General features: G+C 62.6%; 14 protein-coding genes and 1 tRNA gene. 8 read left to right on the forward strand and 7 right to left on the reverse strand.

Features of this window, described 5'->3' with window-relative positions:
• Positions 1–108 precede the first annotated feature (108 nt).
• Positions 109–675, forward strand: a complete 567-nt coding sequence (locus tag ACFELO_RS02180) for an HNH endonuclease (RefSeq protein WP_440958939.1) — start codon at positions 109–111, stop codon at positions 673–675.
• A gap of 38 nt (positions 676–713) precedes the next feature.
• On the opposite strand, the gene ACFELO_RS02185 is transcribed toward ACFELO_RS02180, so the two are convergent.
• Positions 714–1,844 carry a serine hydrolase domain-containing protein gene (locus ACFELO_RS02185; RefSeq protein WP_440958940.1) on the reverse strand — a complete coding sequence of 377 codons (1,131 nt, stop codon included), beginning with the start codon at positions 1,842–1,844 and terminating at the stop codon, positions 714–716.
• A 159-nt stretch (positions 1,845–2,003) separates the two neighbouring features.
• Here ACFELO_RS02185 and ACFELO_RS02190 point away from each other — a divergent pair, with 159 nt between their 5' ends.
• Positions 2,004–2,840: an HAD family hydrolase gene (locus ACFELO_RS02190; RefSeq protein ID WP_440958941.1), complete on the forward strand. Its 837-nt coding sequence runs from the start codon at positions 2,004–2,006 to the stop codon at positions 2,838–2,840.
• On the opposite strand, the gene ACFELO_RS02195 is transcribed toward ACFELO_RS02190, so the two are convergent.
• Genes ACFELO_RS02195 through ACFELO_RS02205 form a run of 3 tightly spaced genes read right to left on the reverse strand, consistent with a single transcriptional unit; the run spans position 2,837 to position 4,669 of the window.
• Positions 2,837–3,403 (reverse strand): demethoxyubiquinone hydroxylase family protein, encoded by a 567-nt coding sequence (locus tag ACFELO_RS02195; protein ID WP_440958942.1) that lies wholly within the window; start codon positions 3,401–3,403, stop codon positions 2,837–2,839. The genes ACFELO_RS02190 and ACFELO_RS02195 overlap by 4 nt on opposite strands.
• Positions 3,403–3,936: a disulfide bond formation protein B gene (locus ACFELO_RS02200; protein ID WP_440958943.1), complete on the reverse strand. Its 534-nt coding sequence runs from the start codon at positions 3,934–3,936 to the stop codon at positions 3,403–3,405. Before ACFELO_RS02200 ends, ACFELO_RS02195 begins: the two co-directional genes overlap by 1 nt.
• 55 nt (positions 3,937–3,991) lie before the next feature.
• The gene (locus ACFELO_RS02205) at positions 3,992–4,669 is read right to left on the reverse strand and encodes an exopolysaccharide biosynthesis protein (RefSeq protein ID WP_440958944.1); all 678 of its coding nucleotides are present in this window, start codon (positions 4,667–4,669) and stop codon (positions 3,992–3,994) included.
• Between the two features lie 151 nt (positions 4,670–4,820).
• Here ACFELO_RS02205 and ACFELO_RS02210 point away from each other — a divergent pair.
• From ACFELO_RS02210 to ACFELO_RS02220, 3 genes are all read left to right on the forward strand, one after another.
• Positions 4,821–4,907 (forward strand) — tRNA-Leu (locus ACFELO_RS02210).
• A 340-nt stretch (positions 4,908–5,247) separates the two neighbouring features.
• A complete protein-coding gene (locus ACFELO_RS02215; protein WP_440958945.1) occupies positions 5,248–7,257 on the forward strand; it encodes a tetratricopeptide repeat protein in 2,010 nt (669 codons plus the stop codon).
• Position 7,258: 1 nt separating this feature from the next.
• The gene (locus ACFELO_RS02220) at positions 7,259–7,744 is read left to right on the forward strand and encodes a hypothetical protein (protein ID WP_440958946.1); all 486 of its coding nucleotides are present in this window, start codon (positions 7,259–7,261) and stop codon (positions 7,742–7,744) included.
• Here ACFELO_RS02220 and cydC read toward each other — a convergent pair.
• Together cydC and cydD are read right to left on the reverse strand one after the other, a co-directional pair.
• On the reverse strand, positions 7,741–9,468 hold the full coding sequence (gene cydC / locus ACFELO_RS02225; RefSeq protein WP_440958947.1) for a thiol reductant ABC exporter subunit CydC: 1,728 nt from the start codon (positions 9,466–9,468) through the stop codon (positions 7,741–7,743). The genes ACFELO_RS02220 and cydC overlap by 4 nt on opposite strands.
• Positions 9,465–11,213 carry a thiol reductant ABC exporter subunit CydD gene (cydD, locus tag ACFELO_RS02230; protein WP_440958948.1) on the reverse strand — a complete coding sequence of 583 codons (1,749 nt, stop codon included), beginning with the start codon at positions 11,211–11,213 and terminating at the stop codon, positions 9,465–9,467. Before cydD ends, cydC begins: the two co-directional genes overlap by 4 nt.
• 160 nt (positions 11,214–11,373) lie before the next feature.
• On the opposite strand from cydD, the gene ACFELO_RS02235 reads away from it, so the two are divergent.
• Genes ACFELO_RS02235 through cydX form a run of 3 tightly spaced genes read left to right on the forward strand, consistent with a single transcriptional unit; the run spans position 11,374 to position 14,252 of the window.
• Complete coding sequence (locus tag ACFELO_RS02235) at positions 11,374–12,951, forward strand: cytochrome ubiquinol oxidase subunit I (RefSeq protein WP_440958949.1); 1,578 nt, start codon at positions 11,374–11,376, stop codon at positions 12,949–12,951.
• Positions 12,952–12,963: 12 nt separating this feature from the next.
• Positions 12,964–14,109 carry a cytochrome d ubiquinol oxidase subunit II gene (gene cydB / locus ACFELO_RS02240; protein WP_440958950.1) on the forward strand — a complete coding sequence of 382 codons (1,146 nt, stop codon included), beginning with the start codon at positions 12,964–12,966 and terminating at the stop codon, positions 14,107–14,109.
• Between the two features lie 17 nt (positions 14,110–14,126).
• Entirely contained in the window at positions 14,127–14,252 is a 126-nt protein-coding gene (gene cydX / locus ACFELO_RS02245; RefSeq protein ID WP_009801810.1) for a cytochrome bd-I oxidase subunit CydX, read from the forward strand.
• A gap of 75 nt (positions 14,253–14,327) precedes the next feature.
• On the opposite strand, the gene ACFELO_RS02250 is transcribed toward cydX, so the two are convergent.
• Positions 14,328–14,981, reverse strand: coding sequence for a helix-turn-helix domain-containing protein (locus tag ACFELO_RS02250; protein ID WP_440958951.1), 654 nt, complete (start codon positions 14,979–14,981; stop codon positions 14,328–14,330).
• Positions 14,982–15,200 lie beyond the last annotated feature (219 nt).

Below are 15,200 nucleotides of genomic sequence, written 5' to 3' on the forward strand. Positions count from 1 at the left end.
GATCAGCCCGATGGCTAAGAGGGAGGCGCGTCTTCACGACGACGCTTGCATATCAGGGGGACATCCTCCTTCAGACGCGCCGCCCGGCGCTCATGTGCGGGGGCGGTCATGCGGGTCTTTAAGGCTGCGCCTGATGACCTGAGATGCCTTGTCCTGAACGCGGACTATCAACCGCTGTCCTATTATCCCCTGTCCACCTGGCCCTGGCAGGACGCCATCAAGGCGGCCTTTCTCGAGCGTGTGGACATTGTCTCTGAATACAATACCGAGATCCGAAGCCCGTCGCGCTCGATCCGCGCGCCTTCGGTGGTGGCCCTGCGCGACTATGTCAGCCAGGACCGCCCGCCCGCCTTCACGCGCTTCAACGTCTTCCTGCGCGACGGCTTTCGCTGCCAGTATTGCGGCACGGACAAGCTGGATCAGCTGACCTTTGACCATGTGGTGCCGCGCGCTTATGGCGGCCGGACCACCTGGGACAATATTGTCGCGGCGTGTGCGCCCTGTAACCTCAAGAAGGGCGGACGCACCCCGCGTGAGGCCAAGATGCCGCTCCTGCGCGACGCCGACCGGCCCAGCCAGCATATGCTGCAATCACAGGGGCGGCGGTTTCCGCCCAAATACCTGCACGAAAGCTGGCTCGATTATCTGTATTGGGATGTGGAGCTGGAGGCCTGAGCGCCAGCCTTCGGAAAGGCCAGCGCCTGGCAGGGCTCTTATTCCTCAGGCGCGCGCATCTGCGACAGCGCGCCCTGGATTTGCGGCATGGACATCAGCGTGCTGATCAGCTGGTTGTCGGGGTCAAAGGCGGTGATCAGGTGCAGAAAGCTGCCCAGGCCATTGCCGCCATTGACCATCACCACATATCCGTCCCCGCTCTCCATATCGTAGAGGGCGAGCGCGTTTTCCGCCCAGTCCGACCCGCCATGGAAGATGAAGTGCGCATCGTCAAAGCGTGACACGGACCAGCCCAGCGTATGGCCGTTCTCCGGGCATTCGCTCTGATCCTCCAGCATGCAGGGCGCTTCATTGGCGGTGGACACCTGCTGGGTTCCCCGCGCGCCCGCCATGGGGCCGTTGGCTTCCGCTTCCATCATCCCCAGAAGCAGAGTGGTGTAGTCGCCTGCCGTGACAAAGAGATTGTCAGCAGCGCCGGGGGCGTAGTCGGCCGACTGGATCTCGCCATACTGGCCGTCATGTCCCATGGGCGTCGTCAGATGCGCGGACGGCGCACCCTCTGCGCCCAGATAGGCTTCAGCGTGAAGCGGCGCGAACACCCAGGCCTGCATCAGGTCTTCAAACGGCGTATCCATCCGCCGGGCCAGAAATTCGGCCAGCATTTCATAGGCCGCGCCCGAGTATGAGTAGCCATTCCCCGGATCATAGGTGAAGGCGAGCCGGTCATCATCGTACTGATAGGCCCAGTTCTTCAGGCCCGTCTGGTGAGACAGGATGATCGCCGGGGTCAGAAGCTCATGGCGCGGGTCATCGGCCAGATCGGGATGGACGTACTCGCTGGAGATCGGTTCATCGAGATTGATCTCGCCCGCCGCCGCCAACCGCAAGGTCAGCTCCGCTGTCAGCGTCTTGGCGATCGAGGCGGTATTGAAGAGCGTGTCTTCAGTGACGGGAACGCCCGGCCCCTGTTCGCCGCCATAGGCCGCCCAGGAGCGCTCTCCATCCTCAATGCGGATGATCGCCAGCCCCGCCGACGGGTAGAGCGTCAACGACTCGTCGATCAGGGCATCAATATTTGAAGGCCGTTCGACCGGCGGTTCGGCTTGCGCCATCGCGGTCGCAGAGAGCCCGCCCGCAAGCAGGCCGGCAAGAAGAAGGCGAAAGGTCATGAAGCGTCCCCGTGTGTTTGCGTGTTTGTATGTTGCGGGGGGAAGATGCGCCTCGGGCCTCAATTGGATGCGCCAGCATGGCTTTAGGCGGTGAAGTCGGGGGCGAGCGGGGATAGGATCGGCCCGAATCTGACGCTCTCAGCACCGGACACAGTTGTCATGACCGCAACGCCCACCATCGCCATCGCTTATGATTTTGACGGCACGCTGAGCCCCGGCTCCATGCAGGAGCATTCCTTCATTCCCGAAATCGGTGAGGACAAGGAGGCGTTCTGGGCGCGTGTAAACGGTCGCGCCGCCGATCTGGGCGCGGACAATATCCTCATCTACATGCACGAGATGGTCAAAGCGGCCCAGCGGGAGGAAGTGCGCTTCCGGCGCGAGGATATCGAACGGCACGGGAAGTCTGTGTCATTCTTTCCCGGCGTGGCGGACGGCTGGTTCCAGCGCCTGCGCGACTATGGCGGCGAGCGTGGCGTACGCGTCCAGCATTACATCATCTCGTCCGGCCTGAAGGAGATGATCGCTGCGAGCGCCATTGGCGGCGAGTTCGACGCGATTTTCGCCAGCGAATTCAAATACGACAAGAATGACGTGCCTGAATGGGCGGCGTCGGCGGTGAACTACACCAACAAGACCCAGTTCCTGTTCCGCATCAACAAGGGCGCGCTGAACCTGTCCGACCATAAAGAGGTCAACGCCTACATCCCCGAGGATGATCGTCCCGTACCCTTCCGCAACATGATCTATGTGGGCGACGGGGATACGGACGTGCCCTGCATGCGCACGGTGAAGGAGCAGGGCGGCGTGTCGATCGCGGTCCATCCCGCCGGCGATGCAGAGGGCGCGGTGAAGACCGCCAAGCTCAAGGCGGAGCGCCGCGTTCATATCGCCGCGGACGCCGACTATTCAGACGGTGCAGCGCTGGATGTCTATGTGAAGGCGGCCATCGACAAGATGGCGGCGGTGGAGCGCCTGAAGAGCCTCGAACGCTAGATCCGCTTGCACAGGGCGATGGCGGTCAGGCAGCCCGTGGAGATCAGCGCTGAGAGCGCGGGATAGCCCGCAGCCTCCTTGGCGCCTTCCTCGACGGCGAGGTCCTTGTGCGCGGTTTCCTCGTCACGGAACTGGGCGAACTGGTCCGCCAGCTCGGTGCGGCCCGCCCAGCGCAACTCCTGAACCTGATCGTCGTAATGGCCCTCGATCACCGCCTCGACGGCTTCGGTGCAGGCGTGGGCGGCTTTCTCGCCGAGCAGAGCGGTGCCTGCGCCAAGCGCGAAACCTGCCAGATTGGCGATGGGTGACAGAAGAGTCGGGCGCGCCTTGCCATCCCGGATGTGATCGTCGAACGCCTGCAAATGATGCTGCTCGTCCGCTTCCATGTGCACGAGCTGGCTGGCGATGCGGGCCTTGTCCGGGCGGCCTTTGAAGACCGCGCGCTGGCCCTGATAGATCGCCACGGCGGCGTATTCGCCGGCATGGTCCACACGCACCATGGATTCAATGCGCGAGACGTCGGCCTTGCGGCCCGGGCGGCGGATGGTCTTACGTTGCGCCATTACACGCTCCGATAAGGTTTGCGGAACAGGACAAGGATCGAGATCAGCACAAGAACGCCGCTGATGAGTGCATTATAGCCCGCCATTGATACGCCGAAGAGCGTCCAGGCCGGTTCGTCGCACAGAACGACATTGGTCGCGGTGCTCAGAGATGACAGCAGGTCATCCACACTGATCGTGCTGGTGTCGGCGGCCAGGCAGTCGAGCCGCCAGAAGCCGTACTCGCCGCCTGCGTGGTAGCCCGCGCGCCAGGCGCTGAACGCGGCCAGGGCGGCGATCACCGCTGTGGCCGTCCGCGCCGCCAGGGTGCTTGCAGGTCTGAGAATACGCAAGGCGATGAACAGCAGAGCCCCGGCGATCAGCAGATAGGCATGCGCCCAGCGCTGTCCGATGCAAAGCGGGCAAGGGGCGTAGCGTCCGAAAATTTCAAACCCGAAAGCCCCCAGCAGCAGGCTGGCGGACACAAGCGCGCCGATCAGCGGCCAGGTGTCGGGACGGGTCCAGCGATCCAGAAGTGGGGGCAAGGCGAGCATGGTCATGAACCTAGAGCAGAGACGCGGGAAGGGCGAGCGACAGGGCGACGCAGGGTCAGCCGCGCGCTCCGAACAGGCCCAGAATGAACTCTTTGAGCAGGTCGATAAACGCCGCTCCAAAAAACGTGAAGCCGATGATCAGAAGGCTGATCCAGAAAATCCCGAGAATGAGGCCGGCGAGCACCAGAAGGCCGTCCCGCGTGATCAGTCCAATGGAGGCGATGGCGATGCCAATGCCGGGCGCGGTGTTGGTGGTGGGCAGCGGGATCAGGATGGAGGTGCAGAAGAGCACGAAGATTGCGCCGACCACGCGCTCGGCTGTGGGGCCGGAGAGCAGGGTCAGGCGAGGCCGGGCCAGCGCTTCAAGCCAACCAAACCATTTCTTTGACCAGCGGGCGATCCGCACAAGGCTGGCCTTGTCGAGCGGTCGGTCACGAAAGCTTTTCGGCATCCAGGGATGAGTGCGCCCCGCCGCCATTTGCACGGCGATCGCCATCATCGGCAGGGCGACGACTTGCGGCACGCCGTAAAGGAAAGGCATGCAGACCGGAATGGCGAGCGCAAACAACAAGGCGCCGAAGACGCGCTCACCCAGCGCATCGCTGAAGGCGCCCAGCGACAGCCCGTCTTCGGGGGCGGCCTCGGCGATGCCGGCCAGCGCTGCGGTCAGGGCGACGTCCTGATCGGCTTCGCTTGATCCCGCTTGCGTTTCCTCGGGCCCTGAGTGCGCCATGACGATCATCTCTTACAGGCTGAAATCATGTCTGTCTTAGTGTCAGGCGGGCACGTCGTCCATGCAATCGCGCCGTACACGCCCAACTGAAAAACCGGGCTCGACCAGGTTCGCTTTTCAAGGCATACAGGCCGCTTGCGTCGACATGCGTGCGGGCGTGGCGGAATTGGTAGACGCAGGGGATTCAAAATCCCCCGGGTGCAAGCCCTTGTCGGTTCGAGTCCGACCGCCCGTACCAAAAGCCCAGCCCCGCTGAAGGGCGTTCAGGGGCGTTGTCGCCTCAACTTTCCACAGCTAATTCTGTAGACTGTCTGGCGAGTTGGCTGGCGCCTGCTGAAGGCGTCTACAGGCATTAAGTCTTTGATCGGGCTTTCACTAATAAAATTAGATGAATGAATTCATGGGCTTGACGCCTCGCTCTCAAGGCCCGACTTTTGTCACAAATTCGCGTCTCGAGTGAGAAATCATGAGGTTAGGCGGGATGACATGGTCTACGCTCGGTTAATCCAGATGCATCGGAATCATTCAAAGGGTTATACAGGCAGCGGGGTCGCATCGTCGTTTCAGGAAATGAATCATTGAGCTCCAGCAAACAGCCTCTGGTGATCATCGCTGCTGCGATTACAGATCAGGCGCGCGCCAAGCGCGTCCAGCAAGCTCTGCTGGACCGGGGTGTTCGCGCTGTCCTGTCCACAGAGGTCGGCGTTGCTGAAAAGAATGCTCGCCTGATTGTCCTGTGTTCGCCTGCCTCCCTGAAATGCCAGCCGCTCAATAATTTCCTCGAAGACTTTACCTGGTCCCATGGGGTGAGGCACATCCATGTGGTCGGGATCGAAACCGAGCGCCCTGTCCTTCCTATGGCTCTTCGCGCCGAACGCCGGAGCAACGGATCCTTCTGGACGCTGCCCAAGCCGCCGGTTCTGGGCGCGCTCTATAATGATGAGGCCAGCGTCGAGGTTCTTGCAGACGAGATCACGCACGAGACGAATGCGGATGTCGGTTTGTCCCTGGCCCGGTCTGTGGCGACCAGCGTCGCCCATCGCCCCCTCGCTATCGGTCTGGCGTTCGCGTCGGCCATGATGCTGGGCGTCACCGTCTGGCAAGCGGATCAGATCAGCGCCTATCAGGACGAGGCGGCGCAAGCGCAGGCCTTCACCAGCCGCCTGTTGACCGACATTACCGAACATCTGCCCCACGCAGCGCGGCAGGAAACCCTGATCCGCCTCGCAGATGATCTGACGCGCACCTATCTGGGCTCTGACATTGCGGGATTGTCGGACGATGAGCTGGGTCGCCGCGCGCGCCTGTTCAATCTGATCGGTGAAGCGCGTGACCGTCATGGCCAGCCCCAGGAGGCGCGTGAGGCGTTCCAGGCGGCCTATGACATGACCGCCGCCTTGCTTGAACGGTCCCCCAATTCCCTCCAGCGCGTCTATGATCACGCCCAGGCAGCTTACTGGGTCGGCAACCAAGCCTATCGCAGCGGCGATATGGTAACAGCTTCGACCTATATGGATATCTATGCCGAGATGGCGGAGATGCTGGTGACGCGTGAGCCGGATAACCCCAGTTATCAGGCTGAGCGCGGATATGCGGCGCTGAATCTCGGCGTTATCGATCTCGATACAGGCAACCCTGTGTCCGCGACGGCGCTGTTTGAAGAAGCGGTGAGCATTTTCGAGAGTGGTCTGATCGACGAGCACGTCATTGGCTTGTCCGATCTTGGCAACACGCTGGGATGGCTGGCGGATGCGCGGCGGGATTCCGGTGAACTCGAGCAGGCGCTTGCAACCCGGGAACGCGAACTGGCGCTCTATCGTCAGGAGCTTGAGCAGTCGCCCGGCGTCTCCCGACTGCTGTCGCGGGTCGCGCATGCTCAAGGCGAGATGGCCGGGATCACCAGCGAGTTGGGGCAGGCCGAGCGCAGCGCCGAGTTGCTGGATGAAGCGCTGGATACCGTCAATGCGCTTTTCGAGACTTCTCCCGAGAACGACGCGTATGGCCGCCTTTATATCCAGCTGATCTATCAACGGGCGCGCATTGCGCTGAGCCGTGAAGAAATGGTCCGGGCGCAATTGCTGATCGGCGAAGCGCGTCGCTTGGCGGCGAGGACCAATGAGAACGGCGAGAATGACACGCTCTATCTCACCCGGACCTGGGCCCAGACCCTGGCCGGTGAGCTGGCGTTCAGGGTCGGCTCATACGAGACCGCTGTTCTGGAGACCACGCAGGCGATCAGCGCCGGCGAACAGGCGATCGCCAATGGCAAGGAAATCGCCCGGGCGGCGCTGGCCGATGCCTATTATATCCGTGGTGAAGCGTTGAATGCGCTGGGCCGGCAAGGCGAAGCGCAGACCATGTACCGTTCGGCGCTCAACCAGCTCGGCATGATCGCCGAACCCAAGCCTCTTCGTGCATTTGATCTGGAATCGCGACTGTACTGGCGTCTGGGTGACATGGCTCAGGCCATGCAGTTGCGCCGGTCTCTTGAGGCGCGGGGCTATGAAAGCCTGGCGTTTCGCGATTTCTGGCTCGAAGTGGATCAGGGGCTGACCGCGCAGGCGGAAACCTCGACTCAGGGAGGCTGATATGAGTGGTGTCCAAAAACAGGTCGAGCGGATCAAGGCTTTGGGGCTTCCCGGTCTCGATATCCGGCATATTGGCGTTTACGTCCAACCCAGCGTGCGTGAGGTTGACGGTGAGCTGGTCGACACTTTCACCGCCTATGTGGGTGAGCATGAAGGCAATTTCTCGATCAACTTTCCCACCAAGATGATCTTCGTGATCATGGCGCAGGATTGGGCGTTCGAGCAGTTTGATCTCGATGGCCGGACCTGGGACGGCATCGCTGTCATGCCTTCAGATCAGGATTTCATCGTCACCTTTGGTGATGACACGCGCCAGAGCGTGATCGTCATTGACGAGTGCAAACGCTTCTTCACCTATCGCTACCAGGTGGTCCTTCGGAACACCAAGACGGGTGAGCGTCTGGTCGTGGATCCGGGCGTTGGCAATCAGGATCGTGAAATCCCCGATTTTCCGCCGCCACCGCCGCCGCCGCCCGGCGACTGCTAAAGCTTCGGAAACAGGCGTTTGAGGGTCGGATCGGATTGGCTGAGCGCGTTGGCGTCACCGGCTGAGACGACCCGTCCCTCATCAAGCACCGTCACCTGACGGGCGCGGTCCAGAAGGCGACCGCGATGGGTGACGATCAGCGTGCTGCGGCGCGGATCTTCATCCAGCCACCGGTCCAGCGCATCCAGAAAGTCCGCTTCGGTTTTCTCGTCGAGCCCTTCGGTCGGTTCATCCAGCAGCAGCACAGGCGCGTTCTTCACGAAGGCGCGCGCCAGGGCGATCCGCCGGGCCTGCCCGCCGGAGATGAGCCCGCCCTTTTCCCCGATCCAGGTTTGCAAGCCGTCAGGCAGACGTTTGACGAAATCGGCCGCGCCTGCGCGCTCCAGCGCATCCCACAGGCGCGCTTCATCGGCGTCCGGATCGGCGAGCCTGAGATTGGCGCGCACGGTGGTCGACAACAGTTCGGCGCGCTGGTCGACAAGCGCGAACCGGTTCCGGCTCTGCTCAAGGGCCAGGGCATCCAGCGGAGCGCCGCCCAGCATGATCTGACCTGATTGCGGCGCATAAAAGCGCATCAGCAGCTTGATCAGGCTGGACTTGCCCGCTCCGGATGCGCCCACAAGCGCCAGACGTCCGCCTTCGGGCAGGGACAAGGACACCCCGGACAGGGCGTCGGCTGCCGTGTCGGGATAGCGGAAGCTCACATCCCGGATCTCGATGTCCCAGCGATCGGGCAGGGGGGCGGGTTGATCGGGATTGCTCACGGCAGGCGCAATCTCGCTCAGGGCTTTCAGGCGCCGGGCGGAGGCAGTCGTCTTGCCGTAAAGCTCGGCGGCCTGGACGAGGGGCGCGGCGGCTTCAAAGAGCGCAAAGGCGATGAAGCCTGCGAGGGAGGAGAGCGGGGCGCTGGCGCCGGAGGCGGCGGCGAGGCCGAAGCCGAGGACGAAGCTGACAGGCGCGGCGAGGGCGAGGATCGCGCCATTGATCATGGAGACCGCGGAGAGCTGTGTATGCGCCGCCACAAGACCCGCATTCGCCTGTTCAAGATGCGCGATCACCCGATCGGTGGCGCCATAGGCTTTCAGCTCAGCCAGGCCTGACACAAGATCACCAGCCTCAGCGCGGAGCGTGCTGGCCTCCTGGGTCAGATCCTGCCCGGCCTTGCGGGCGGTCCTGGCGGCCCAGAGCGGCAGGATGACGCTCGCCAGAATAAAGACCCCCAGGACGCCGGGCAGGGCGGCTGGGGCCAGAAAGGCGAGAATGACCGTCGCGAACAGGGCGCCGGTGACAGCCGCCGTCACGGGCGTGACAAACCGCAGATACAGGCTGTCGAGCGCGTCTACGTCCTGGGTGACCCGTGAGAGCAGATCACCGCCCCGCATCCGGCCAAGCCGGGCGGGCGCCAGCGGCGCAACCGTATCAAAAACCCACAGACGCAGGCGCGCCAGAATGCGGAAGGTCGCTTCATGGGTGACCATGCGTTCGGCATACCGTCCGACGGTCCGTCCAAGCGCAAACCCGCGCACGCCGCCAGACGCGAACAGATAGTTGAACGCCCGACCGGCGCCGGCCAGCCCGGCGACAGCGGAGGCGGTGATGAACCAGCCCGACAGGGACAGAAGGCCAATGCCCGCCAGCAAGGTCAGCGCTGCAAGCGCCGCCCCCAGACGCAACCACCAGCGGTCCGGGCGCGCAAGTTTGAGGAAGAAGCGCAGATCGGTCATGCCGCATCCTCCGGCGCCAGTTCAATCACGTGGTCAGCCAGCGCGCGAACCGCCGGGCTGTGGGTGGCGATCAGCACGGTGCGACCGGCGCTGATGCGCTTGAGGGCGTCGAGGAAGCGCGCCTCGGCTTCACCATCAAGATGGGCGGTCGGCTCGTCGAGCAAGACCAGTTTCATATCGACGGCCCAGGCGCGCGCCAGCGCGACGCGCTGGGCCTGGCCCCCGGAAAGTCCGTAGCCGTTCTCGCCGACTTTGGTTTCAAGCCCGTCCGGAAGTCCGGCGGCGAAGTCCATGACGCCCGCTGTTTCCGCTGCACGGATGATACGCTCCCTGGGCAGGGCGTCGTCATACAGGCTGATATTCTCGACAAGGTCGCCGAAGAACACATGGGGGCGCTGGGATATCCAGGCGGCCTGTCCGATCAGCGGCGCGGTCATCGCCTGTCCATCGACCAGAATCTGGCCTTCGGTCAGCGGCGCATAGCCCAGCAGCAGCTTGAGGGCGGTGGACTTGCCCACGCCGGACGGGCCCCAGAGCGCGGTGATCTGCCCGGCGGGCGCATCAAAGCTGAGCGGGGCCAGGCCGCGGCGACCATCGGAATAGACAGAGCCGACTTGTTCGAAGGTCAAAGACGGCGCGCTGTGCAGCGCCGGGGCGACCGGAGCACTTTGCCCGGCCTTGTCCGCAAGTTCGGCCTGTTGCGCGAGGGTCGCCTTCTCAGCCTTTTCCGGCCCGTCAAAGAGCGGCGCCAGCGCTTCGGCCCCTGCTTCGGCGTCAGCGCGGTCATGATAGGCGGCGGACAGGCGACGCAGCGGCATATAGAATTCCGGCGCGAGGATCAGGCAGAACAATCCGGTTCTCAGGGTGATCGTCTCACCGGGATCAAAGGGCAGCTCGCCCAGAAGCGCAAAGCCGATATAGATCGCCGAGCCGGCCACGGAGACGGCGGCGAAGAATTCCAGAACACCGGACGACAGGAAGGCCATCGCCAGAACCTTCATCGTGCGGCGGCGGAAATCGTCCGAAGCCGCGGCGAGCCCTTCGGCTTCACGGTCGGCTGCGTTAAAGGCGTTCAGGGTTTCAAGCGCGCGCAGACGGTCATTGAACCGGCCGGCCAGACGTTGAAGTGTGGTGAGCTGGTCCTTGGAGGCTGCGGCGGCGCCGGCGCCCACCAAGGCCATGAACAGGATCAGGAGGGGCGCTGTGACAAGGAAGATCAGGCCGACCACATAGCTGGCGGAAAACGCCGCCGCCATGATGATCAGCGGCCCCGCCATGACCACGCCCATCAACGGACGATAGCGGCCGAAATAGCCATCGAGCTTGTCGACGGCGTCGATGAGCGAAGATGCGGTCTCACCTGAATCCGAGCGCTCGACATAGGAGGGACCGCGCTCGACCAGCTGGCGCGCCGCTACGGACCGGACCGTTGAGCGCACTTTCAGGGAGGCCAGCACTCCGGTGCGGGTCTCCAGCGCCTGAAACACGGCGCGCAGGGTGGCGCTGACAAGCGCCAGACACAGGCCCGGCCACACAGGCTGGCTGTTCACAAGGGCGCTGACGGCCCAGGCCGCCCCCCAGGCGAAACCGACAAAGACGGCGTACTGAGCGGCGCCGAACGTCGTGCTCAGACGGGTCAGTGCGGATGCGGGCGCGCCCCAGGCTTTCAGACAGGCGGCCAGCCTCGCCTTGCGGGCTTTCTGAGCGGCCTTCATGTCCCCGGCGGACAAATCAGTGTTATTCATAGCCCCCGACATACACGCCCTTGTCCGGATTGAAGTGCGACGCCTCGTCCCATGCGACACCTTGCAGACGATACAAACTAACGCTCTTGGATCATAAAGACATCGGCTGCGCCTGAGGGCGTACTCTTTTAACCGCTGCCTTTTGGCATTGGAGGGTGAAATGGTCGACATGACCGTTGTGGAGCTGTCGCGCTGGCAATTCGCGCTGACAGCCATGTATCACTTCCTCTTTGTACCGCTCACACTTGGACTGTCCATCATCCTCGCCATCATGGAGAGCGTTTATGTGATGACAGGCCGTCAGGTGTGGCGGGACATGACGAAGTTCTGGGGCACGCTGTTCGGCATCAATTTCGTGCTGGGCGTGTCCACCGGGATCACGATGGAATTCCAGTTCGGCATGAACTGGTCCTATTACTCCCATTATGTGGGCGATATTTTCGGCGCGCCGCTCGCCATTGAGGGCCTGATGGCCTTCTTCCTGGAAGCCACGCTGGTCGGCCTGTTCTTCTTTGGCTGGGACCGGATGAGCAAGCTGGGCCATCTGGCGGCGACCTGGTTCATGGCGATCGCCACAAACCTGTCCGCGCTGTGGATCCTGATCGCCAATGGCTGGATGCAGAACCCGGTCGGGTCTGAATTCAACCCCGACACCATGCGCATGGAAGTCACCGACTTCATGGCGGTGCTGTTCAACCCGGTGGCGCAGGCGAAGTTCGTGCACACGGTCTCGGCCGGTTATGTGACGGGCGCGCTGTTCGTTCTGGGCGTTTCGGCCTTCTTCCTTCTGAACCGGCGCTTTGTCGGTTTCGCCAAACGTTCGATGACGGTTGCGGCCGCCTTCGGTCTGGCGGGGGCCCTGTCGGCGGTGGTTCTGGGTGATGAGAGCGGCTACGCCCTCACCGATAACCAGAAGATGAAACTCGCCGCCCTTGAAGCCATGTGGCACACCGAAGAGGCGCCTGCGCCCCTGACGGTGGTCGGTTTTCCCAATCGCGAAACCCATGAAACCGAGCACGCCATCGAGATTCCCTGGGTGCTGGGTCTGATCGCAACGCGGTCGCTTGATACCGAGGTTGAAGGCATTCTTCCGCTGGTCGCCCATGCCGAGACCCGCATCGAGAACGGGGTCCAGGCGTATGACGCGATGATGCGTCTGCGCGACAATCCCGAAGACGCCGAGGCGCGCACCCGGTTCGAGGAAGCCAAGTTCGATCTTGGCTACGCCATGCTGTTGCGTCGCTATGTCGAGGATCCGCGCGAGGCGAGCCCCGAGCAGATCGCACAGGCCGCCATGGACACCATCCCCAATGTGGCGGTGATGTTCTGGAGCTTCCGCTTCATGGCCGGGCTGGGCTTTTACTTCATCGCCCTGTTCGGAACGGCTTTCGTGCTGAGCTCGCTGCGCAAGCATGAAACCCGCTGGTTCCTGAAACTGGCGCTGGTCTCGCTGCCGCTGCCCTGGGTGGCCGCCGAGCTGGGCTGGCTTCTGGCCGAATACGGTCGCCAACCCTGGATCATTGAAGGCGTGCTGCCGACCTTTGAAGGGGTGTCGAGCCTTCATCCCACCCAGATGATCCTGACCATTGTCGGCTTCACCGCGCTTTATGGTGCGCTGGCCGTGGTCGAGGTCACCCTGATGATCAAATACATCCGCCGCGGTCCCTATCCTGACGGGCCGGCGCACGGATCATCCCTGAAACGCCAGGGCGGTTTCGAACCGCTGCCGGCTGAATAGGGAGGAGCGACAATGGACATTCCTCTGTCATACGAACTTTTGCGGGTGATCTGGTGGGCGCTTCTGGGCGTGCTGCTGATCGGCTTCGCAGTCACCGACGGTTTCGATCTGGGTGTGGCGGGGCTTCTGCCCTTCGTCGCCCGGACTGACACCGAGCGCCGTATCGCCATCAACACGGTCGGCCCGACCTGGGAAGGCAATCAGGTCTGGCTGATCCTGGGCGGGGGCGCGATCTTCGCGGCCTGGCCTCTGGTCTATGCCGTCTCGTTCTCGTCCTTCTATCTGGCGATGTTCGTGGTGCTGGCAGCGCTGATCCTGCGTCCCGTGGGCTTCAAGTATCGCTCCAAGCGCAATGACCCGCGCTGGCGCAGCTTCTGGGACTGGGCGCTGTTCATCGGCGGTTTCGTTCCGGCGCTGATCTTTGGTGTCGCGGTGGGCAATGTGCTGGTCGGCGCGCCTTTCCGGATGAATGACGACATGCGCATCTTCTGGGATGGCAATTTCTTCGGCCTGCTCAATCCGTTCGCCCTGCTGTGCGGCCTTCTGAGCGTGACCATGCTGTTCCTGCACGGCGCGGCCTGGTTGTCGATGAAAGCCGAGTACGGCCCGGTTCGTGATCGCGCGCGCACCTTTGCGCCGATCTTCGCCTTCGCGTCCATTGCGTTGTTCGCACTGGCGGGCGCCTGGGTGGCGTTCGGGGATCTGGGCTATCAAGTCACCAACACCGTCGCACCCGATGGCCCGGCCAATCCGCGTCTGACGGAAACCGTGCGCGAAGGCGGCGCCTGGCTTGCCAATTATGGCCGCTATCCGTGGATGATCCTGGCCCCGGTGCTGGGCTTTGGCGGGGCTGTGCTGGCGCTGTTTGGCCTGCGCTCCAATTCGGAGGCGTTGACCTTCATCGGCTCCAAGCTGTCGGTGGTGGGCATCATCTCGACCGTGGGGCTGTCGATGTTCCCGTTCATCCTGCCTTCGAGCATTGATCCCAATGCCTCGCTGACAGTGTGGAACGCCTCTTCCAGTCATACGACGCTGTTCGTCATGCTGATCGTGACGGCGATCTTCCTGCCGATCGTGCTCGCCTACACGGCCTGGGCGTTCAAGGTAATGTGGGGCCGGGTCACGACCGAACAGGTCGAGAGCGGCGATTACTACTAGGACAAGGAGAACAGACGATGTGGTATTTCACTTGGATTCTGGGCCTTGGACTGGCCTGCGCCTTCGCCATCCTCAACGCCATGTGGCATGAGCTGGCGCTGAGCGACACCGGGGACACCGGCAGCTCGGATGAAGCGTTCTGATCGTTTGATCACGGTTGGAAACAAAACAGCCCGGACCTGAGGTCCGGGCTGTTTTGCATCAAGCGTTGGCTTGGATCAGGCCGCTTCGGTGTCGTTGGCCGGGCTGGGCGTGTCTCCCGCTTCGTCATCGGCGAAGGTGCGAACCTTGATCGGACCATCCCAGTCCTTGAGGAGCTGTTCTTTTTCCTCGGTTGTGATCTGCACGTGCGCGCCATGCAGATACCAGCGACCGGCGTCGTCCCGCACGGGGATTTCCGTGGTCCGCCAGTGTGACACCGGATCGCCTTCATGATCGTAGGTCCAGGTCACCTGCATGGAGGCGATGCGCCCCGAAAAGGCGCCCAGATCCAGAAACGCGTCCAGAATCTCGATGACGTCCGAATTCTGTGATTCCAGAACTTCACCGGGTGTGAGGAGGTGGAACGGCGTGCCGTGATCACGCAGCGCTTCGCTGACGGTGTCGACGATGATCTTGCCGTCGACTTCAGCCAGCATGCTGATCAGGTGCGGAGAATGGCTGATCGTGGTGCGGAAGTGCTCGAACAGCGGACGGTGCTCGGGCTCCTGAAGCAGGCGCTCCAGCTTGGTTTCCAGCTGCGTTGACGGCGAAGCCGTGGAATTCTCGAGTCGGGAGACATACGCCTGGCTGACGCCAAGCAGATGAGCGGCAGCTTCCTGCTTCAAGCCGGTGCGCTGACGGAAAGCTCTAAGCTCTTTTCCCCAGTTCATAATTTTAGACCTATTCAATGGTTCTGAGCGATGTGTCGCGTTTATTGAATCTGACTCAGTCACTTATGTGGTCATATTCTCAATCTTGCTGCACTGCAACGCATTCTCGGTTGAAAAATGCGCCTCTGACATGCCGAGCCGAACTTGACCGGACGTTTTCGAGCCGTACTGTCCCCCTCAACTAAACCGCCGGCGGCGGGTACGAGGGAGGATTATGAT

It is taken from the genome of Oceanicaulis sp. LC35 (assembly GCF_052055585.1).
Lineage (GTDB): Bacteria > Pseudomonadota > Alphaproteobacteria > Caulobacterales > Maricaulaceae > Oceanicaulis.